This window comes from Sulfurovum sp. (genome assembly GCA_026990595.1).
Classification (GTDB): domain Bacteria; phylum Campylobacterota; class Campylobacteria; order Campylobacterales; family Sulfurovaceae; genus Sulfurovum.
This window is the reverse complement of sequence record JALXCZ010000049.1, coordinates 81,917-103,654: the sequence shown is the minus strand read 5'-3', so window position 1 is coordinate 103,654 and position 21,738 is coordinate 81,917. Positions and strand designations below refer to the sequence as shown.

Here is a 21,738-nt window from a genome sequence, read left to right as displayed (position 1 = left end):
GGAACAGCAGGACAAGATAGGATATATTTAAACCAAGCCAAAAGACCTCTCCTCTCCCGCATCACCAACAACACAGACCAAGATATAAAAATTGATTATAAGCATATGACAGATTCGGCTGTATATCATAACTATAGTACCCATGGTGAACGCAATAAATATGCCTTTAACAATATAGCTAATGATAATATCGAAGTTACCACACCACAGTCATTGGTCTACAGTGTCAATAGTGCTAATGGAACCGGAGGATATAATCAATTACGTTATTATTATTATGGGTATATTATTAACAAAATAAGAGGTTCTCAGGGTTTCCGTGCCATAAATACTTATGATGATACTTCACGGATGAAGTCTGTTGTTTTTTATAATCAAATTACACAACCAAATGGGGTAGGGTTTTGGTATGCAGGAATGCCAGCCCATAGTTATACAGGCTTAGAATACGGGAAACCTTGGGACTATTGGCTCTCAAAAACAGATATTTATTATGGGAATGCATCTAAACGTTCTAAAATCTATGAACCTTATACACGAGTTAATGTTGAAACCATACATGAGCCAGGTACAACTACAGCTATTAAGAGTATCTACCACTACAACTACTTAAACACAGACGGCTTAGGTAACATCAATAAAACAGTAGACAGAATAGAAGATAAAGTCAACAGTAAAAACTTCTATAAAGTAACTTTAAATGAATATAAGGCAGAAGATAAAACCAACTGGCATATAGGCAGACTAAGTAAAGCCACAGTTACCCATACCCAAACAGACGGAGGTACAGTTGTAAGATCATCCACCTTCAAATACAATTCCAGAGGTGTCCTCTCTGAAGAAGTAGCTAACGCAGGTACATCGTTGGCACTTAAAAAGACCTATGCCTATGACGGACATGGTAACAAGATCAAAGAAACCATATCAGGTACAGGAGTGACTACAGCTACGACAACCTTCGGATACAGTGCGGATGGGAAGTTCCAAACCAAAGTCATAAACGCAGCCGGGCTTAGTGAAACACGTACCTATGACCCAAGATTTGGAGTTGTAAAAACACTTACCGGACCCAATGGTCTGACAACCACATGGACATACGATGGGTTGGGACGAAAAACCAAAGAGGTAAGAGCAGACGGAACGGTAAGTACATGGAGTCACCTATGGTATCAGGGAGGTGTGCTCAATAGCAGATATGTTTATTACATTATACAAACAGCATCAGGAATGCCAAGTAGCAATACATACTACGATAGCCTAGGCAGAGAAACTACTGCTTTCCATGTGACATTAAACGGCAAAAGATTGCGCACAAGCCTTAAATTCTATAACGCCAAAGGTGAACTTTATAAGGAGGCATTGCCTTACATTGAAGGGGTAGATACCGTAGGGTATATCAATACCAGCTACGACAAATATGGACGTGCCACCAAAGTCACCAAACCAGGACCAAATGGAACAACCCAGACCTATACTACGTACCATAAGAACTTTACTACCATTGTTACCAACCCAAAAGGTATCAAAAAAGCAACCGTACAAAATGCCATAGGTCAGACCATACACATTACTGATGCCTATGGCACAAGTATTGCTTCAGGAATAGTATACAAATATTATGCAGTAGGTAATCTTAAAGAGACAAGTGATGCCGCAGGTCATGTCATACGCATGAATTATGATGCAGCAGGCAATAAAACCTACATGAATGACCCAGATCTTGGGGTATGGTACTACCAGTATAATGCTGCAGGTAAACTTACCAAACAGTGGAGTGGCAATGCGGGCGTAGCATCATCCAAACATTATTCATGGAAAAGATATGACGTTCTTGGAAGAGTCATTATAGAAGAGACAAAAGACAGTATAAAGACGGATGCCAATTATGATTATAATTATAAAACATATAAATATGGAGCTTCAAATGCAGCTGTAGGAAGCAGAGGTAAACTCATAGAAGCCTATGCAAGTTCCAAGATAAACAAAGGTGACTGGCATGCAGAAAAGAAAACGATGACCTATGACAGTCTAGGAAGACCAAAGAGTACCAATACTTACATCTACGGAAGAGGGAACTACCTCACAAGCACCACTTACGATGCCTACAGCAGACCAAGTACCATCACCTACCCTAACGGCTATAAGATCACCAACCATTATAATTATGGTATTTTAGACTATGTCAAAGGCTCAGATGGGAAAATACACTACCAGATCAATGACCTTAACGCCTTTGGAGAAGTAGCCAAAGCCACCTTTGCCAATGGTGTGAAAACAACCATAGGACATGACTCAGCAGGGTTTGCAGGAACCATAGTAAGCTATACCAATTCACCGGTTGTGGGCAATATACAGCGTCTGGACTATACTTATGATGCCTTGGGTAATGTGGTGACACGTAACGACACAAGTGTTACAGGAAAATATATTAACGATACCTTTACCTACGATGCGATGAACAGACTCTATTCTCAACGTACCTCTTCAAACGTGACAGGCAGCTATGCAAAATCTATAGACTATCGTTATGACAAACTGGGCAATATGACCTACCAAACAGGTATAGGATATTACAAATATTATGCGGACAAACCACACGCAGTGAAGTCTGCAGGAAGTAGAAACTACAGCTACGACAGCGTAGGTAACATGACCAACCGCAACGGCGATACCATCGTCTACAACCCGCTGAACAAACCTGCCATTCTTAAAAACCACAAAAACGGCAAAGAGGTACGCTTTTACTACGGTGTAGGGGATGCACGTTTTATGAAGAGCACAGCAGAGCGTGACACCTTCTATATTGGTAAAGCCTACGAAGAGCAGGTCAGCGGCAGTGAAGAGAAGCAGATCTGCTACATCAGCATAGGCGGCAAGACCATAGGTACGCATACACAGGTACTGAACACAGACTATGTGCCTACCAACAGCCACTACAAAGAGACCCCGTACAACCGCTACTTCCATACTGATGCCTTAGGCAGCATTACTGCCATTACCGATGATACAGGTAAGGTGGTAGAGAGACGCAGTTACGAGCCGTTCGGGAAGATACGTGCGATGGACTACGGTACCAACAATAATACTTTTTCCAATAGAATTATCCAAACGGCAAGAGCCTTTACGGGACATGAACAGATAGCAGAACTCTCTGGACTGATACACATGAACGCCAGAGTCTATGACTCAGACATAGGCAGGTTCCTAAGTGCAGACACCATCATACAAGCCCCACACGACAGCCAGTCTTACAACAGATACTCTTATGTGAGAAATAACCCGTTGGTGTTTACTGACCCTAGTGGGCACTCTTGGTTGTCGAAGTTGTGGCATCATATTAAGCATGCCATAAGAACGATTGCTGCCATTGTTGTGGCGGTGGTGATTGCTATTTATGCTCCAGAGTTTTTAGGTGCATATATTCATAGTGCTTTTGGAGTCACTGTTGCTACAGGAGCATTGGCAGGGTTTGCCTCAGGAGGTATTATGACGGGGTCTTTAGGGGGTGCCTTGAAAGGTGCCCTGTTTGGAGCCATCAGTGCTGGAGTGGCGTATGGTGTAGCAGAAGTTGCAGGTAAACTATCAGGCTTAGGGAGCCTCGAAGGACATACTGCTACCCTGCTCAAATCAGGACTCAACAAACTCACTGCCATCAAAACTATGTTACATGGGCTAAGTCGTGGTATAATATCAAAACTACAAGGCGGAAGCTTCAAGGCAGGCTTTATGTCAGGACTCTCAAGTGCTTTTGACATAGGTACCAAAGCATTTGGTATAGGTGCAGGAGGATTCAGTATGAGAACAGCAGTGATGGCTATAGTCGGTGGAACAGCCTCTGCTCTTGGCGGTGGTAAGTTCTCTAATGGTGCTGTGTCTGGGGCTTTTGTGCATATGTTTAATGATGAGATGGGTACAGCAATAGCAAAAGCACGTCAAAAAGCTTTACGTTTAAGTACAGATAAAATAATTTCATCTTTTGAAAAAATGCGGAGTTTACCTTTAGCACAAAGATTGATGTTGTTATATAAATTTACTAAAAATGGTTCTTTGTTAGACTTTAAACAAGAAGGTGCTCTATATCAAGATTATGGAAACTTTACTTTTGGTGCTGTAGGTTCTGCATTAGATATAGATGATGCTATTTTATTAAGAGGTGCAGGTTGGGCACAAACTAGAGCAGGAACATCTAATCCTGAATATGGTTCTCCTTATGGATTAGCTCCATATGGTGACGACCCAATAGACCAAAAATACATAGAGTATGGAATTACTTATTATAGGAATCAATATGGAAAATAAAATAAAAAAAGTAGTGAAGATATTATTGCCAATACTATTATTTACTGGATGTAATTCAAAAACAGATAAAAAAGAAAATTTTCCATTTGAAACAGTAAAGATAATACCATCTAAAAATAACAGTACTATGTCAGTTGTGATTATTAAGAAAGGTACTAAAGGAGGTGCAACTGTACCCTTTGAATATGAATTTTATTTTTCTAAAGATGATAAAAATTTATCTAAAAATAAATTATTTTTATCAGTAAGAGGTTTGGATCTATATAAAATAAAATGGTCATCTGTAAATACAATAGATATAAATATACATGCTACTAGGGTTAAAATGTTTAGAAGTGATATATTATTGAAAAATAATAAAATAAGTGATTTTTATTATGTTAACAATTTTACATATAATAAATAGCTTTTCTCATTCCTCGTTCCCACGTTGCACGTGGTAACCCATACTTCAATTCATTACACCGGATGCAATGAAGACGAATAGCTCTAGGCTCCTGTATGCGTTCCCGCGAACATCGTGGGAACGAGGAAAATACCATTATTGATATTGGACAACAATTATATCAAGGTGGTATAAATACATATAACTATATTCATTGTGGATATGGTAGTTGCAAATAATATAAACAAAGGATAATTAAATGAAAAATAGAAAAGTAACTTGTAAGGAATTTAAAATAATTGGTTTTGTGGGTTTTTCTCGTTCCCACGTTGCACGTGGGAATGTATACTCCACCCCAAACTACCAAAAACGCTCAACCTCCAATAAACCATCAACCCCCTCATAATCTCTAGCACTAGAGTACCTCCAATGTGACGCCTCATCTACATAGCCACGTTTGAGAGGGTTATGATGGATATACTTAATTTTGCTTATCATCATCGCATCTGTTAGCTCGTTCCCACCCGTCCTCGGTGGGAATGCATATATCAATCCAAACAACAAATTAACCCGAAATACACTAGAATGAAAAACAATTAAACCACAGGTATACACTCCCATCGAGGACGATGGGAGCGAGGGAAAATGCCCTTGGGGTACACCAGACCCCTCTATTTTTATGTTATAATCATTATATGAAAATGACACGAGAAAAGATACTTGAGTATCTTAGAGAATTAAAACGAGAACTAGAAGCAGAAGGCATAGAACAGATAGCTTTGTTTGGGAGCTTTGCCACACAGAGTCAAAATGTCTATAGTGATGTAGATATTGCGATCAGAAAGAAAAAAGATTTTCTTGATGTCTATTCTTCGTATGACTATTTTGCGCTTATCTCAAAGATAAAATCAAAAATCATGCGTAAATTGCATCTTGCCAGTGATGTTTTTTATTTGGACAGCCAGTCTAGTTTTAAAGAACAGATAGAGAAAGAACTCATATATGTATAGTAAAAAAGCATAGGGTCAGAGCATTGGCGATATAGTAGTAATAGAGACTATCGTGGTATTGATGGTAGAATGGTGAGTTTAGGGAGATACTGATAAGGGTTCCACAGCTGGAGCTGTGGAACTAGCAAGATGCACTTGGAAAATAGTATTTCCATTCTGCCTCGCGGAAGAGTGGCGGACTAAACCACTAGCTCAGGGATGCGGATGGCTTGACCCGGGTAGATGAGGTCTGCATCTTTGATGACCTCAAGGTTTGCTTCTACGATAAGCGGGTATTTGCTTCCGTCTTTGTAGAAATCTGTAGCGATACCCCAGAGGGTATCACCCTTTTTAATGGTGTAGAATACCGGCTCAAACACTGCTTCTTCTGCTGTTGCAACATTCTCTTCCGAGATCTGCTGAAGGGTGACAAGCTGGTCTGCATTGACCTGGGAGATGCCTTCTACGTTTCCTGCAATGAGGATGGCTTTCTCTTTGGTCGCCTGATCGTTGGCAACGCCGCCCAATGCCACAGTGTCACCATTGACTTCTACGACAAGTCCCTGTACAGGAAGCTCTTCAAAACTTGATTCGATCTCATTTTTGATCGCCTCTGCATCATCACCTTTGCCCAGCAGTTTCTTGCCTGCATCACCTAAAAAACTAAAAAAACCCATTCTTTCTCCTTTGATTTGGTTTATAAAGTATTATACTAGCTTTCTTTTAATATTCGGGGAAGGGTAATACCAGTCTGGCTCTGGTACTTCCCTTTTCTGTCAGAATAGGTTGTTTCACACGGCTCGTCCCCCTCTAAAAAAAGTACTTGGGCAATGCCCTCATTGGCATAGATCTTTGCGGGAAGCGGGGTGGTATTGGAGATCTCTATGGTGATATGCCCCTCAAAACCCGGTTCAAATGGTGTGACATTGACGATGATACCGCAGCGGGCATAGGTACTTTTTCCTAAACAGATAGCCAGTGTATCACTTGGCATTTTAAAGTACTCTATGGTGCGTGCCAGTGCGAAAGAGTTGGGTGGTACAATGCACACATCGCCTTTAAAGTCCACCACATTGTTCTGGTTAAAATCTTTAGGGTCTACCACTTCTGCATTGATGTTCGTAAAGATCTTGAACTCATCTGAAACACGGATGTCATACCCGTATGAACTCAGTCCGTAACTTACCACACCTTCACCTACAAGCCCCTCACAAAAAGGGGTGATCATCTCTTCATTGATCGATTTTTCGCGTATCCATTTGTCGGATTTTAATCCCATTGTTTTCCTTTTTTATCTTAATATTTGAATATCAGCATTGGCTTTCATTTTCTCAAAGTAGTCTTTGAACGCTTTGCTCTGCTGCTGCTGTTTCCAGCTTCTAAGCACTGCCGGTTTGGCAGCTTCAAAAGGCATGTTTATCTTGCCTCTTTTTGATCGTATCTTGAAAACAACATATCTTCCTCCGGCATTGAACGGACGTGTATAGTCTCCGTTTTTTGTCTGCAGGAGCATAGAGAGCAAAGCAGGATTGAGTTCTTTGGATTTTTTAGTCACAGTACGAACTCTGATGCCTTTTGTGCTGTGTGTCTGTACAAAACGTTTCATCGTATCTTCATCTTCGGTGGAGTATTCATTCATCGTGATGCTTGAAGGAATAGTAAACTCTTTTTTATGATTTTTGTAAAAGATCTTCAGCTCATCATCAGTCGGGGAGGGAATGGCATTGATGACCTTCTCTTTATAGAACTTCTCTTTTTTCATCGCATCACGGATGGTAGAGCGGTATTGGCTCCAGGAAGTGCCTCTTTGTTTCAGTATCTTCTGCATCTGCGGTACTGTAACATTGTTCTGTGCTGCGATACTAGCGATCTTCGCGTCCACTTCATCTTCTGAGAGGGCGACATCTTTCATGGCAGCTTTTTGCAGTCTGTCCAAAACAAGCATATCAACAGCTTTGGCTTTGGAGACATGTCTCATGTGCTGTACGGCACGTATTTCGGCAGTGGTCACTGCTTCACCCTCAACGATCATAGCGATACCGTCAACCATTTGTGCATAGGTAAAGGTAAATAGAGCAATAAGCCCAAATAGAATCCGTTTGTTCATTTATTCTGTCCCCGTGTATAGATTTGAAAAATTATAGCATAATCGTGTAAATCTAATATGAATAGGTGTTACCTGCGGGAGTAAGGCTTTTAAGCTATAATAATAAAAATAATTTCAAAAAATATACTATAAATAAAGGGAGAGTATTGTGGATAGCTGCAAAAATTTTGCACTGATAGGTGCAGCCGGATATGTTGCTCCAAGGCATATGAAGGCGATCAAAGAGACAGGAAATACTCTGGTGGCAGCACTTGATCCGTATGATGGGATAGGTATTATGGACAGTCATTTCCCCCAGGCAGATTTTTTTACAGAGTTTGAACGTTTTGACAGGTTTGTGGACAAATGGCACAGAGATACGGGGAAAAAGATAGATTATATCTCTATCTGTTCACCAAACTATTTGCATGATTCCCATATACGTTTTGCTCTCAAAAGCGGTGCGGATGCGATCTGTGAAAAACCGTTGGTGTTAAACCCGTGGAATATCGATCAGTTGAAAGTGATCGAAGATGAGACCGGGCAGAGAGTTTACAATATTTTACAGCTTAGGTTGCACCCTTCTATTATTGCTTTAAAAGAGAAAGTACAAAAGGAGTTGGAAGCAGATCCGAATAAAGTGTATGAAATCGACCTGACCTATCTGACCAGCCGTGGAAAGTGGTATTTCATCTCATGGAAAGGGGATCAGGCTAAATCAGGCGGGATCGCTTCCAACATAGGGGTGCATTTTTACGATATGCTCTGCTGGATCTTCGGTGAGGTTGAGGAGAATGTGGTGCATGTAAAAACCCCTGACTGTAATGCAGGCTCATTTAAGCTCAAGCATGCCAATGTGCGCTGGTTTCTGTCTGTGAATTATGACTATATCCCCGAAGAGGTCAAGGCAACAGGGCAGCGAACTTACCGAAGTATTACGGTTGACGGGGAAGAGCTAGAGTTCAGCGGCGGATTTACAGACCTGCATACCAGAAGCTATGAAGAGATCCTTAAAGGCAACGGTTTTGGATTGGATGAAGCATACGGTTCTATCAATACGGTCTCAACCATACGAAATCTTGATGCAATCGGTTTAAAAGGTGAATATCACCCATTTTGCAAAAAGGTAGTTGGCTGATGGCTGATTTTTTTGTCCATGAAAGCAGTTTTGTCGATACTGATGTCAGGATCGGTGATCATACAAGGATCTGGCATTTTTCCCATATACTGTCACATTCAACCATAGGTAAAAACTGTTCGTTTGGACAGAACTGTGTCGTGGGTCCAAAAGTGAATATAGGCAATGGTGTCAAAGTGCAGAACAATGTTTCGATCTATGAGGGGGTGGAGATTGAAGATGATGTCTTTTTGGGACCTTCCATGGTCTTTACCAATGTTGTGAACCCCCGTGCATTCATACCGAGAAAAGAGGAGTTTAAAAAGACATTACTCAAAAAAGGCTGCTCCGTCGGTGCCAATGCCACGATTGTCTGTGGTGTGACCATCGGAGAGTATGCACTTATTGGAGCAGGAAGTGTTGTCAACAAAGATGTAAAACCATATGCTTTAATGGTAGGAGTACCGGCAAAACAGATAGGCTGGGTGGGTGTTTCAGGGAATACCATGCATTTTGTAAATGACAAAGCAGAGGATGAATTTGCTAAGTATGAAATCATAGAAAACAGTGTAAAGGTGTTGAAGAAACAATGCAAATAGATTTCGCAAAACTACAGTATCAATATCAACTGTATAAAACAGAGATAGATGAAGCTATGCATCAAGTACTTGATAAATCAAATTATATTATGGGCAATGAAGTACAAGAGCTAGAGACAAATCTTCAAAATTTCACAAAAGCCAAACATGCCATAACCTGCAGCAGTGGTACAGATGCGCTATTGCTGGCTATGATGGCGTTAGATATACAGCCTGATGATGAGATCATCACTACACCTTTTACTTTTATAGCCACAGCAGAGACCATAGCTTTTCTAAAAGCCAAACCAGTGTTTGTGGATATAGATGAAAAAACCTATAACATAGACCCCTCTAAAATAGAAGAGAAAATTACAAAAAAAACAAAAGCTATTATGCCAGTAAGTCTTTATGGGCAACCTGCCGATATGGATGCTATTCAGGCCATAGCAGACAACCACAACCTAAAGGTCATCATAGACGGTGCACAGAGTTTTGGAAGTACATTTAAGGGCAAAAGAGACTCAAATTTGGGAGATATTTCCGCCACAAGTTTCTTTCCTGCAAAACCTTTAGGGTGTTTTGGTGACGGGGGTGCTGTTTTTACCAACAGTGATGTATTGGCAGAGAAGATAAAGATGCTTAGAGTGCATGGACAGAATAAGCGATACCACCATAAATATATTGGGATGGGTGGAAGAATGGATACTTTACAGTGTGCCATTGTAAATGTAAAACTTAAATACTATAAAAAAGATTTGGCTTTACGTCAGGAAGTAGCGTCCAAATACAGTGAGCAGTTAGCAGATAGCAGTGAGCAGTTAGTTTTACCTTATGTTGACACAGGATGTACTTCTGTCTGGGCACAGTACTCTGTCAGAGTTAAAAATAGAGATGATGTGCAAGCCAAACTCAAAGATGCAGGCGTTCCTACAGCTGTGCATTACCCTATGCCTTTGCACCTACAGGAATGTTTTGCATACTTAGGATACAAAAAAGGTGAGTTCCCTATAGCCGAACAGGTTTCCAATGAAATTATGTCGTTACCGATGAATCCTTATTTGAAGGATGAAGAGATAGTGTATATTTGTGAGAAGTTATAATTGTTAAAAAAATTAAAACCTAAATCGGAGTTTTCCCGTAATGTAGTGACCTTAATGACAGGAACGACTATTGCCCAAGCCATTCCTATCGCCATCAGTCCTATTTTGACCCGTATTTATACTCCTGAGGATTTTGGGGTTTTTGCGCTTTATGTGAGTTTGGCTTCTGTCATGTCGGTCGTGGCTACGGGACGATATGAATTGGCGATCATGCTTCCCAAAAAAGATGAGGATGCTATGAATGTTGTGGTTCTGTCTATTGCTATAGCTTTTTTGGTAAGCTTTATATCGTTAGTGATCGTTTCTGTATTTAATGAAAGCATTACCGGTTTGCTGGGAAACCCTGAGATATCTAAGTGGCTTTATTTTATTCCTTTAACGGTTTTGCTGACAGGTATGTATCAGAGTTTTAACTACTGGCTGAACAGAAAGAAGTATTATAAAAAGCTTGCAGAGGGTAAAATTTGGCGAAGCGGAACAACTGCAGTTACTAATCTTGGTATGGGGGCTGGACATACCGGATGTTCCGGATTGATTGTCGGTAGTGTATTCGGACAAGTATTTGCAACCTTTATTTTGGGAAAATTAGTATGGATATCGTATTTGAATAAAATGATTCATATTGACCGATATAGAATATTCACACTTTTTAAAAAGTATAAAAATTTCCCGATTTTTAATGTACCAAATGCTCTTATTGATGCAGTGAGACTTTCAGGAATCAATATTCTGATCGCAAGATTTTTTACAGTTGGTATTTTGGGACAATTTTCGTTAGCATGGAAAATGGTTCAAGTTCCGGTTTCTTTGCTAGGGGGATCAATGGCTCAAGTATTTTTTCAGGAGATCTCTCAAACACAAGATGTACAACTGTATGAAAAAGTGATCCGGTTTCTGAAAAAATCATTCTTGGCAGCATTGCCGATATTCATAACGATCTATCTGTTTGCACCGGAAATTTTTAGTTTTGTTTTTGGTGAAAAGTGGAAACTGGCCGGAGAGGCTGCTTCAGTAATGGCTCCATGGCTGTTTTTGAATTTTATGAGTATGCCATTGGCTAATATTTTTATTGTTATGAATAGGCAAGAGATTGTTCTAGGGGTATCTATTGTTTACATGTTAGTTCCTCTTTCGGTTATATATTTTCAGCATGAATATGGATTTATATATGTTCTAAAAACAGTAACTTTTATGATGAGTATTGTCTTATTATTGTATATTGGGCTTGTTTTAAACTATACAAAAAAGGTAGCAAAGAATGATCTATGACAATCGGGTAAAAGCATTTTTGCAGGGAGAGAATTTTAGTAACGGTGCAAAATTTAGTTTGCATAACAGTTATGGTAATGTATTGTACCGAGATGCATTCTTGCTGCAATTAGTCAAAGATAAATCGGTTTTACATTTGGGTTTTGTTGATCATCTTCCTTTAATTGACAAAAAAATAAAAGAGAACAGTTGGTTACACAAAAAATTGATGGATGTTGCTACTTATTGTTATGGGATTGATATAAACCAGGAGGGTATTGCGTATCTCAAGAAGAAGTATCATTATGACAATATGTATGTGCTCGATGTTTTAAATGAAACGATACCTTCTGAAATCCTTGATATGAAATTTGATTATCTTGTGATACCAGATGTAATAGAGCATATAGGTGATCCGGTAGTTTTTCTTTCTGCGATAAGGAAGAAATTTAAGAACAATGTAGGGCAACTTGTTTTGACAACACCCAATGCATTCAGATTGAATAATTTTATTAATACTTTTAAAAGTATTGAAATAATCAATACTGATCATCGCTTTTGGTTTAGTCCGTATACCTTGTCCAAGATAGCCACAGATGCAGAACTTGACATTATGGATATGGGATATTTTGAGCATAGAATGCTGTCTGGAAGACAGATTGTACGTAAAATACTACTTTCAAAATACCCTGCTTTTAGAGATACTTTGATCTTGAGGGCAAACTTGATATCATGAAGCATATTCTTATTGTTACCTCCCATTTTCCGTATTATGGTGGAGAACAGTTCCTTGAAACTGAAATAGATTATTATTGCAGATACCATAATGTGAAGGTTACTTTGCTGCCGCTACATACAAACAAAGAGATGAGGGAGGTTCCTTTATGTGCCCGCGTAAGTGATTTTTTCAATAATCAAAAATGGGAAGAACAAAAAATGTTTTATACAGCAAAAGCTTTTTCCCTCCAATATATTTACCGGGAACTGTTTAGCCATTTCCCTATCCAACCAAAAAAGTTTAAAATATTTCTGGCATCGGCATCTTTACTGGCATTTTATCGATCTGCATTTGAGCAGTTTATCCAACAGATAGATCCGACAGATGATATAGTTTTTTATACCTATTGGCACAATGAAGCTGCTTATGCTCTTCAGAGCTTAAAAGGTAAATATGGTTTTGGTTTGGTCAGTCGTATTCATAGGTATGATCTGTATGAAGAGGTTCGCCCTTATGGGTATATGCCGATGAAGAGACAATTTACACAACAAATGGATACACTTTATACGATCACAGAAAGTGCCAATGATTATTTAAAGCGAACATATGGATTTAACCAAGACATTTTAGTCTTGAGTAGATTGGGTGTTGCTGATCATACTATTTGTGCAATGCCTACTGATAAGAATATTCTACATCTGGTCTCTTGTTCTTTTTTAACAGAAGTTAAACAAGTTGATAAAATTATTAAAAGTTTAAAAATAATTGCTTCTCGGATGAAAGGGGTAAACTTTAGCTGGACACATATAGGGGATGGTATTTTATATGATGACCTACTTTTATTGGCAGAGAATGAACTGAGTAATTTAGAGAATGTAAAGTATGATTTTGTTGGAAATTATGCAAATGATGAAGTGTATGAATTTTACGCCAAGAATAAAATAGATGTTTTTTTGAATGTCAGCCTGTCTGAAGGGGTACCTGTCTCCATCATGGAGGCTATGAGCTGTCACATACCTATTGTTGCTCCTAATGTAGGGGGTATCAAAGATATGGTGTTAAATGGCTACAATGGTTTTTTATTGAGCAATGAATGTTCAGTTAATGAAATAGTTGCTTCTTTGAAAAACATGGATTTCTTTAAAAATAAAGAGATTAGAAAGAATGCGTATAAAGTATTTTTAGAAAAGTATGATGCAAAAAGAAATTATACAGGGTTTATTGAAAATATAATGAGTATGGCAAAATGACAATAGTATACCTGATAGATTATGATCCCTGTGACAATAATGGAGTAATCCAGAAAATTAAACAGCAATCTTTGCAGTGGAGCCAAAAAGGGCATACTGTCTATTTTGTCTCGAGCAAGACAATGTCTGTCTATGATCATAATGAAAAAGTACTGTATAGACAAAAAGCACTGCATGTAAAGTTCGGCAAGATAGGTACGGCGATAAAACTGTTATATGGCGCATATTATATGGAAACTTTACTGGGCAAGGTAAAGTTTGACATTATCTATATGAGATATAGGTCCTATATGCCGTTTTTCCAGAAGGTACTCAGGCAACACAAAGTGGTCATGGAGATCAATTCGGACGATACTTTGGAATATAAAACACATTCTTGGTTGAAGCATTTGTATAATCGGTATACCAGAGAGTTATTTTTAAGAGATATGGATGCATTCGTCTCTGTCAGTCATGAACTCAAAGAACGTTTTTCGTATTTGGATAAACCGATCACAGTGATCGCCAACGGTATTGATATTGGAAGCTGCAGTCAGGCAGGTATGCCTCAGAACAAACAGCCGATCCTTGTATTTATAGGTTCTTCCGGACAATCCTGGCACGGTATGGATAAGATCATCAAAATGGCGGAGCATTTCAAGGCGTACCGTTTTTATATTATTGGTACAGAAGGCGAAGAGACGCATAATATACGTTATTTTGGTTATCTTTCACAAAAAGAAGCGATAAAGGTGATACAGCAGTGTGATGTAGGGATAGGGACACTCTCTTTATATCAAACAGGCTTGCATGAAGCATCCCCTCTGAAGACCAGACAGTATTTGGCATGTGGTTTGCCTCTTGTTTATGCGTACAAAGATACGGATATTGAAAAGGAAGAAGTGTTCGCTTTGAGGCTTGAGAATGCAGAGCATAATATGGATTATAGTAAAATAGAGCAGTTCGTTCAAGAAGTATTTCAAAATAATGAGATCAAAAAAGCAGCCAGGAGTTTTGCCGAGGATGTTTTGGATTATGCAAAAAAAGAGGAGAAAAGGTTGGATTTCTTTCAAAAGGTCTTAAATGTCTAAAAAGATTTTTTTTATTGCCAATGCCTCATCGATCCATACGGTAAAGTGGGTGGACTATTTTGTACATAAAGGCTACAAGGTATACTTGGCAACCTTCTCTAAAGAAAATCATACAGCCTGTGAAAATACCTATTTTTTGGGAGGAAAAGGTATGGATCGGGCAGGGAAGAATTATCATTATCTTCTGTCTGTATCAAAATTGGCAAAAATACTCAAAAAAGTTAACCCTGATAGTATTAATGCGCATTATAGTTACAGTATGGGGTTTGTCGCTTTGCTGGCAAAACAGAGAGCAGGGATAGAGGCAAGATTCAGTGTGGTATGTCACGGGAGTGATGTGCTGTACCCTCCTGTTCCTTTTATTGTGGATAAGATCAACCGGTATGTATTGAAGCATGCCGATAAGATATTTGCAGTCTCTGATGAGGTAAGAGAAAAGATCGAATCATTGGAGATCGAGCCTGAAAAAATATTTGTCGGACAGTATGGGATAGAGATCGAAAAAGAGGAAACACTAAAAGATATTGACATCATCTCCAACCGTGCATACTCCTCCCATTCAAGGACAGAGTTTCTTTTGGATGCCTTGGCAGAATTAAATGAGCAGCGACTGAAGATCGTATTTATTCTGCCGCAGATAGAGGATGACCGCTATGCGTTATTGGTTAAGAAGTATCCTTTTTTTGAGTTTTATAAAGAGATGGAGCATGCTAGGATGTTAGGACTTGTTGCCAGATCGAAGATATATATCAGTGCGACCAGATCGGATGGAACAGCCCTCTCTTTACTTGAAGCAATGCACCTGGGTGCTGTTCCGTTGCTGTCGAATATACCTTCAAACCGTAGCTGGATCGTTGATGGACTTAATGGGTATCTTTTTGATACAAAAGAGTCGTTGATCAGTAAAATGACATACCTTTTAAAGATGAATGAGAGTAGATATAATGAGATACAGAGACTTAACTACAGACTTATAGAGTATCGGGCTGACTATCAGACACAGATGCAAAAAATAGAGACGGAAGTATTATGAAAATCGTAACCATTCTGGGAGCAAGACCCCAGTTCATCAAAGCGGGAAGTGTGAGTAGAGAGATCGCCAAGCATAAAGAGATAGAAGAGATCATCGTGCATACAGGGCAGCACTATGATGCTAATATGAGTGACGTTTTCTTTGAAGAGATGCAGATACCAAAACCAGACTATTTTCTTGATATCAACGGACTTGGACACGGGGCAATGACAGGACAGATGCTGGAGAAGATAGAAGCAGTGTTATTGAAAGAAAAACCGGATTGGGTTATGGTATACGGTGATACCAACTCTACCCTCGCTGGGGCACTGGCAGCAGCCAAACTGCACATCAAGATCGCCCATGTGGAAGCAGGACTTCGCAGTTTTAATATGAAAATGCCTGAAGAGATCAACAGAATATTGACAGACAGGATCAGCAGTCTGCTCTTTTGCCCTACAGATACAGCTGTGCAGAATTTGAAAAATGAAGGATATACGGCACTTGATTGCAAAATAGTCAAATGTGGTGATGTGATGCAGGATGGAGCACTGTTTTATAAAGATCTGGCAGTCAAACCGGCTTGTGATATAAGGGATGGTTTTGTACTTTGCACAATACACAGAGCAGAGAACACAGATGATGAAGTGCGACTTAGGAATATTTTTGAAGCTTTGGCGACAATAGCAAAAGAAAAACAGATCATTTTGCCGCTGCATCCCAGAACAAAGAAGATCATAGAAAATCTAAAACTCAATACGGACAATGTAACACTTGTTGATCCGTTAGGATACCTTGAAATGGTTTGGCTTATTGACCATTGTGAACTGGTAATGACAGACAGTGGCGGTTTGCAGAAGGAGGCATACTTCTTTGAAAATCCCTGTATTACTCTCAGGGATGAGACAGAGTGGGTTGAGCTTGTAGAGAATGGCTTTAATATCTTGGCAGGTGCGGACAAGGAAAAAATAGTAGACACTTTCAAAAATCATGCTTCATGTTTCACGCCTCATATTTCACTAAATTTGTATGGTGATGGCAAAGCGAGCCAAAAGATCGTAGAGGAGATGCTCTTTTGATAGCGTATAAAGGAGTAAAGTGGTACCACTACCAGGGGGCTTTGCTCCCAAGAGTCCCTCCGCATCAGGAGATATCCTTGAATAGACAGGAGCAAAATGAACTCTTAAAGCTTTCCGGAGCCCTGTTTTTAAGATATACGGATGAATGGAAGAAGGAAGACGGAGAGTTCTGGTTTGTGATCAAAGAGTATTTTGGCGGGATAGAGGAGTTGAGTGCCAATACCCGAAGTAAAATACGAAGAGGGCAGAAACGCAATGATGTCAGACAGGTAGATGCTGAGTATATTGCACAATTTGGTTATGAGGTCTATATGCGTGCATTTGAACAGTATGATACGTTTATCGAACCGATGGATACAAAGCATTTCGAAGCGTATATACGTTCAAAAGAGAGATGTGAATATTGGGGTGTGTTCGATAAACACAGTAATAAACTTGTTGCCTACAGCGAAAATTTTACTGAAGCTGATATGTGCCATTACTCGACGATAAAATTTCATCCTGAATTTTTGAAAAATTATACGAGTTATATTTTATTTTATGAGATGAACAGGTATTATCTTGAAAGCAAAAAAATGAGATATGTTAATGACGGAGCACGAAGTATTTCGCATGAAACCAATGTACAAAAATTCTTGATGGAGAAATTCAAGTTTAAAAAAGCTTATGTCAGATTACATATTGCCTATAGACGGGATGTCGCTCTGGCAGTAAAACTGTTGTATCCGTTAAAGGGTATGATAGAGAAGATAGAGCATCCTTTGGTCAAGAAAATATCTGTCACACTGAAACAAGAAGCCATAAGGAGAAGTTTTGGATAACCATTCGGTATATGCCAATGAAGAATTGGGAAGCTGGACGGAACGTTCAGGACTTTTGGATCAGGAAGCATATCTTATAAAAAAATATATACAAGATCATGGAAGATTGATAGAGGCAGGTACAGGAGGAGGGAGAATTTCTCTGGAGATCAATAAAGCATTTAAAGATTTGGATATCGTTGCTTTTGATTTTGTGGCGGAGATGATCCATGCAGCCAAAACCAAAAGTGATAAGATCGATTTTATGGTTTTAGATGCAACGGAGCTCTCTGTTTTCCAAGATGCAACATTTGATCATGCTATCTATTTGCAGCAGATCGTCTCTTTGGTTCCTGAAGAAAAAATATTTGATGTTTTAAATGAGGCTTACAGGGTTTTGAAAAAAGATGGGGTGATCCTTTTCTCTTTTTTGTATTATCAGGGTAGAAAGATCAATACTCCTTTGAGTGTCATGGTCAATATCATACGTACATTGCGAGGTCAGCAGTGGAGAAGACAAAGTTTGCCGTGGCTCAAGCTTGGAGGTAAAATAAACTGGAGATTCTTTGGAAAAGGGCAGGCAACGACATATTGGTTTGAAGAGGAAGAGATTAGAAAGATATTGGAGCGTATTGGATTTAAGATCGTTGAGATCAAAAAAGACAATATGCTGTATATGGTATGTACAAAATGAATAGATCCATTATAATTGTCAATCAATATATCGGTTCACCCCATCACGGTATGGAGTACAGACATTATTATTTGGCAAAGAATCTCATGGCACTCGGGTATCAGGTTACTTTGGTAAGCGGCTCTTATTCGCATCTCTTTTCCCAATTACCGAAGACTCAAGGAAAATTCACGCATGAGACGATCGATGCAATAGAGTATATCTGGGTAAAAGTACCCAAATACCGCTCCTCAAAATCTATCGGACGTATTTGGAATATGCTCTCTTTTGCATGGAATCTACGCTCTTTGAAGATATCGGGAGCTCCTCATGTTCTGGTCTCTTCCCCTTCACTCTTTCCGATCAAGATCGCTAAAAAATGGGTAAAAAGATTTCAGAGTAAACTGTTCTTTGAGGTACGGGATATCTGGCCGTTGACCTTGGTAGAGCTTTCAAATCTGACGTCGACCCATCCGCTTATAAGAGTGATGGAGTATTATGAAAAATTTGCTTACCGTCATGCAGATAAAGTCATCTCTCTCTTGCCTGCAGCCCAAGAGCATTTTGTCTCACAGGGAATGCGGGCTGATAAGTTTGTCTATCTGCCCAACGGTATTGAGATAGAAGGCGGAGAGTTGGTCCCTCTTCCTTCTTCCCTTGAAATGAAGATCCCAAAAGAGAAGTTCATTGTGGCTTATGCCGGTACGATCGGGCTTGCCAATAATCTTGGTTACCTGGTTGAAGCAGCAGAAACACTGAAAACGTATAGGGATATTCACTTTATCATATTGGGGCAAGGTGGAGAGACACAGGAACTTCAAAACAGGGTTCAGAAATTGGGACTGGAGAATATTACCTTTATAGGAGCAGTTAAAAAAGAGATGGTCGGAAGTTTCTTGGAAAAAGTAGATGTTGCTTTCATCTCTTTACTCCCTGAAAAGCTTTTCAGATTTGGGGTCTCTCCCAACAAGGTTTTTGAATATATGTATGCAAAAAAACCCATAGTGTGGGCAGTTGAGGCAGGAAATAATCTTGTGGAAGAGGCACAGTGCGGTATCAGTGTACCGTTGAACAATGTCTTGAAACTCAAGGAAGCCATTTTGGAACTTAAGCTGCTCTCTAGAGAAAAACGTGAAGAATTAGGACAAAATGGATATAATTTTGTCAATATCCATCATAGTTATAGAATGCTGGCTGAAAAACTAATAAAGATCATTGAGGAATAATATGTTTAAAAACAAAGAGTTAGGGTGGAAAGAGATCAGCCTTTTAATGCTGGTTGCATATGTGTTCAGTTTTGCTGTCAGGCTCATATGGGTGTGGCAGGTCAAAGACAATCCGAATTTTATCTGGAATGGTCAGATCATGATCAATACGAATGACGGTTATTTCTTTGCTTCTGCGGTAGAGTATCTACTCAATGGAGCACATGCGGACAACCCCCGTATACATATTGCGATAGAGAGTTATCCCGGATTTGTCTATATCAGCTACTTGCTTGCCAAATATACACCTATGTCGCTGGAGACGGTGATCTTGTATCTGCCGGCTATTATTTCCAGTTTGGTTGTGGTTCCGCTGATCCTTGTGGGTAAATTGATCAAATTGCCTTGGGTTGGTTTTTTTGCTGCCCTGCTTGGCTCCATCGCATGGAGTTACTATAACAGAACCATGATCGGCTACTATGATACCGACATGTTCTCAGTATTGCTACAGTTTACTGTTTTGTATTTTTTTCTGTTGACCATTTATGAAAAAAAGGACAGGAATGTATTGTGGTTGGCATTTGCACTGCTTGCGTATCCGTTCTTCTATCCTCAGGGGTTGAGTCTGATCTATGCGATGTTCGTGTTGTGGACACTTTATCAAATACTTTTCCAGAAAGAAGAACAGAGCAGTTACCTGTTTATCATCGTGGCTTCTATTGCTCTTTGGGGAGTTCCTATCTGGCTTAAAGCATTATTGATCATTGTGATCTTTCTTTTCCTTGAACAGGTAAAAAACAGACTTGATAACAAAAGATTTTTCTATCTTGCATTAGGCTCTATTGTGGTATTTCTCTTTTTTGGAGATGTATTCGGATTGATCCTTGAGAAACTGAGAGGTTATCTTGATCGTGGGGTAGAAGAGCATGGATTGCACTTTTATCAGGTGATCCAAACGGTAAGAGAAGCGGGAAAGATCTCCTGGGAGACAGTAGCGAATAGAATTATAGGGCATCCTGTATTGCTGACAGCCAGTCTGATTGGGTATATCTTACTGGTTATTAGACATAAACCATTCATTTTAGCACTTCCCCTTATCGGGGTCGGTGTCTTTGCCCATTGGGCAGGACTCAGATTTACTGTCTATGCCGTACCTGTTGCTGCATTTTCTGTAATCTATCTTTTTTATGTATTGATGCAGTATGTTGAAAATAAAAAGGTTGCCTACTTGGGCTTTGCAATATTGTCTTTACTCCCTTTGATACCCAATATAGAACATATTATCGGATATAAAGTTCCAACGGTATTGAATAAATCTGAAGTTCAGGATCTTGAAGCACTCAATAAAATAGCCAATGCCAAAGATTATACCCTGAGCTGGTGGGATTACGGTTATCCTATCTGGTATTATTCAGATACTTCTACATTGATAGACGGATCAAAGCATCATCATGACAATTTCATTATTTCAAAGATTATGCAGACATCTTCTGCGGATATGGCTGTGAATTTAGGGCGCTTGTCAGTAGAGACTTATATTGATTCTAATTACTCAAAAATCACGGACACATTATTTAAGGATAATCAAAAAGATCAGCTGGATCCAAATCTTTTTTTATCGCAATTACAGAGTAGTGAGTATAAACTTCCTAAAAAAACAAGGGATATTTATCTCTATATGCCTTATCGTATGCTCAATATCTTTCCTACTGTGGCAGTATTCGGTAATCTGGATCTGTCTACCGGAAAAGCAGAGCGCAGAATCTCTTTTTATCCCAGCTATGCAATGAGTAATAACAATGGCATACTTGTTATGAGAAATGGGATTGTCTTTGATACCAAACAGGGTGAGATCACTTTAGGCACTGAAAAGAAGGCGGTCAAACATTTTATTATTACACAAAATACAAAAGAGGGGAAGATTATACTGCAATCACAACTTTATCATACAGATGGTGAATACAGTGTCATCTATATGAAAAGTTATGGACAGTTTGTAGTGATGGACAATGAAATATTCAATTCCATGTATGTACAGATGTTCCTGCTTGGAAAATATGATAAAAATCTTTTCGAGTTGGTAGTATCCTCCCCTTACAGCAGAATTTACAAACTGAAGAGATAAA

General features: G+C 39.2%; 19 protein-coding genes. 16 read left to right on the top strand and 3 right to left on the bottom strand.

Going from position 1 to position 21,738, the window contains the following annotated elements; translation table 11 throughout:
- From MVE01_RS10150 to MVE01_RS10140, 3 genes are all read left to right on the top strand, one after another.
- Positions 1-4,299, top strand: a 4,299-nt coding sequence (locus tag MVE01_RS10150; protein ID WP_472562070.1) for an RHS repeat-associated core domain-containing protein, incomplete at its 5' end; no start/stop codon positions are given.
- Entirely contained in the window at positions 4,289-4,705 is a 417-nt protein-coding gene (locus tag MVE01_RS10145; protein ID WP_472562069.1) for a hypothetical protein, read from the top strand. The genes MVE01_RS10150 and MVE01_RS10145, both read left to right, overlap by 11 nt.
- Positions 4,706-5,379: 674 nt before the next feature.
- Positions 5,380-5,694 (top strand): nucleotidyltransferase family protein, encoded by a 315-nt coding sequence (locus MVE01_RS10140; protein WP_472562068.1) that lies wholly within the window; start codon positions 5,380-5,382, stop codon positions 5,692-5,694.
- A 179-nt stretch (positions 5,695-5,873) separates the two neighbouring features.
- On the opposite strand, the gene lysM is transcribed toward MVE01_RS10140, so the two are convergent.
- From lysM to MVE01_RS10125, 3 genes are read right to left on the bottom strand one after another with little or no spacing between them, the layout of a single operon-like run.
- Entirely contained in the window at positions 5,874-6,350 is a 477-nt protein-coding gene (lysM, locus tag MVE01_RS10135; protein WP_472562067.1) for a peptidoglycan-binding protein LysM, read from the bottom strand.
- A 35-nt stretch (positions 6,351-6,385) separates the two neighbouring features.
- Positions 6,386-6,952, bottom strand: a complete 567-nt coding sequence (gene dcd / locus MVE01_RS10130; protein WP_472562066.1) for a dCTP deaminase — start codon at positions 6,950-6,952, stop codon at positions 6,386-6,388.
- A gap of 12 nt (positions 6,953-6,964) precedes the next feature.
- The gene (locus MVE01_RS10125; RefSeq protein ID WP_472562065.1) at positions 6,965-7,780 is read right to left on the bottom strand and encodes a peptidylprolyl isomerase; all 816 of its coding nucleotides are present in this window, start codon (positions 7,778-7,780) and stop codon (positions 6,965-6,967) included.
- 148 nt (positions 7,781-7,928) lie between these two features.
- Between MVE01_RS10125 and MVE01_RS10120 the strand changes: the two genes are divergently transcribed.
- Genes MVE01_RS10120 through MVE01_RS10060 form a run of 13 tightly spaced genes read left to right on the top strand, consistent with a single transcriptional unit; the run spans position 7,929 to position 21,737 of the window.
- On the top strand, positions 7,929-8,897 hold the full coding sequence (locus MVE01_RS10120) for a Gfo/Idh/MocA family protein (RefSeq protein WP_472562064.1): 969 nt from the start codon (positions 7,929-7,931) through the stop codon (positions 8,895-8,897).
- Entirely contained in the window at positions 8,897-9,475 is a 579-nt protein-coding gene (locus MVE01_RS10115; RefSeq protein WP_472562063.1) for an acyltransferase, read from the top strand. Before MVE01_RS10120 ends, MVE01_RS10115 begins: the two co-directional genes overlap by 1 nt.
- On the top strand, positions 9,466-10,557 hold the full coding sequence (locus tag MVE01_RS10110; protein ID WP_472562062.1) for a DegT/DnrJ/EryC1/StrS family aminotransferase: 1,092 nt from the start codon (positions 9,466-9,468) through the stop codon (positions 10,555-10,557). Before MVE01_RS10115 ends, MVE01_RS10110 begins: the two co-directional genes overlap by 10 nt.
- Positions 10,558-11,826 carry a lipopolysaccharide biosynthesis protein gene (locus tag MVE01_RS10105; protein ID WP_472562061.1) on the top strand — a complete coding sequence of 423 codons (1,269 nt, stop codon included), beginning with the start codon at positions 10,558-10,560 and terminating at the stop codon, positions 11,824-11,826.
- Positions 11,816-12,541: a class I SAM-dependent methyltransferase gene (locus tag MVE01_RS10100; protein ID WP_472562060.1), complete on the top strand. Its 726-nt coding sequence runs from the start codon at positions 11,816-11,818 to the stop codon at positions 12,539-12,541. Before MVE01_RS10105 ends, MVE01_RS10100 begins: the two co-directional genes overlap by 11 nt.
- Positions 12,538-13,773: a glycosyltransferase gene (locus MVE01_RS10095; protein WP_472562059.1), complete on the top strand. Its 1,236-nt coding sequence runs from the start codon at positions 12,538-12,540 to the stop codon at positions 13,771-13,773. Before MVE01_RS10100 ends, MVE01_RS10095 begins: the two co-directional genes overlap by 4 nt.
- A complete protein-coding gene (locus MVE01_RS10090; protein WP_472562058.1) occupies positions 13,770-14,843 on the top strand; it encodes a glycosyltransferase family 4 protein in 1,074 nt (357 codons plus the stop codon). The genes MVE01_RS10095 and MVE01_RS10090 overlap by 4 nt, the downstream gene beginning before the upstream one ends.
- Positions 14,836-15,876, top strand: coding sequence for a glycosyltransferase family 4 protein (locus MVE01_RS10085; protein WP_472562057.1), 1,041 nt, complete (start codon positions 14,836-14,838; stop codon positions 15,874-15,876). Before MVE01_RS10090 ends, MVE01_RS10085 begins: the two co-directional genes overlap by 8 nt.
- Complete coding sequence (gene wecB / locus MVE01_RS10080) at positions 15,873-16,934, top strand: non-hydrolyzing UDP-N-acetylglucosamine 2-epimerase (RefSeq protein ID WP_472562056.1); 1,062 nt, start codon at positions 15,873-15,875, stop codon at positions 16,932-16,934. Before MVE01_RS10085 ends, wecB begins: the two co-directional genes overlap by 4 nt.
- Positions 16,931-17,755 (top strand): hypothetical protein, encoded by an 825-nt coding sequence (locus MVE01_RS10075; RefSeq protein ID WP_472562055.1) that lies wholly within the window; start codon positions 16,931-16,933, stop codon positions 17,753-17,755. Before wecB ends, MVE01_RS10075 begins: the two co-directional genes overlap by 4 nt.
- Positions 17,748-18,428 (top strand): class I SAM-dependent methyltransferase, encoded by a 681-nt coding sequence (locus MVE01_RS10070; protein ID WP_472562054.1) that lies wholly within the window; start codon positions 17,748-17,750, stop codon positions 18,426-18,428. Before MVE01_RS10075 ends, MVE01_RS10070 begins: the two co-directional genes overlap by 8 nt.
- Complete coding sequence (locus MVE01_RS10065; RefSeq protein ID WP_472562053.1) at positions 18,425-19,633, top strand: glycosyltransferase family 4 protein; 1,209 nt, start codon at positions 18,425-18,427, stop codon at positions 19,631-19,633. Before MVE01_RS10070 ends, MVE01_RS10065 begins: the two co-directional genes overlap by 4 nt.
- Before the next feature lies 1 nt (position 19,634).
- Complete coding sequence (locus MVE01_RS10060; protein ID WP_472562052.1) at positions 19,635-21,737, top strand: STT3 domain-containing protein; 2,103 nt, start codon at positions 19,635-19,637, stop codon at positions 21,735-21,737.
- Position 21,738: the final 1 nt, after the last annotated feature.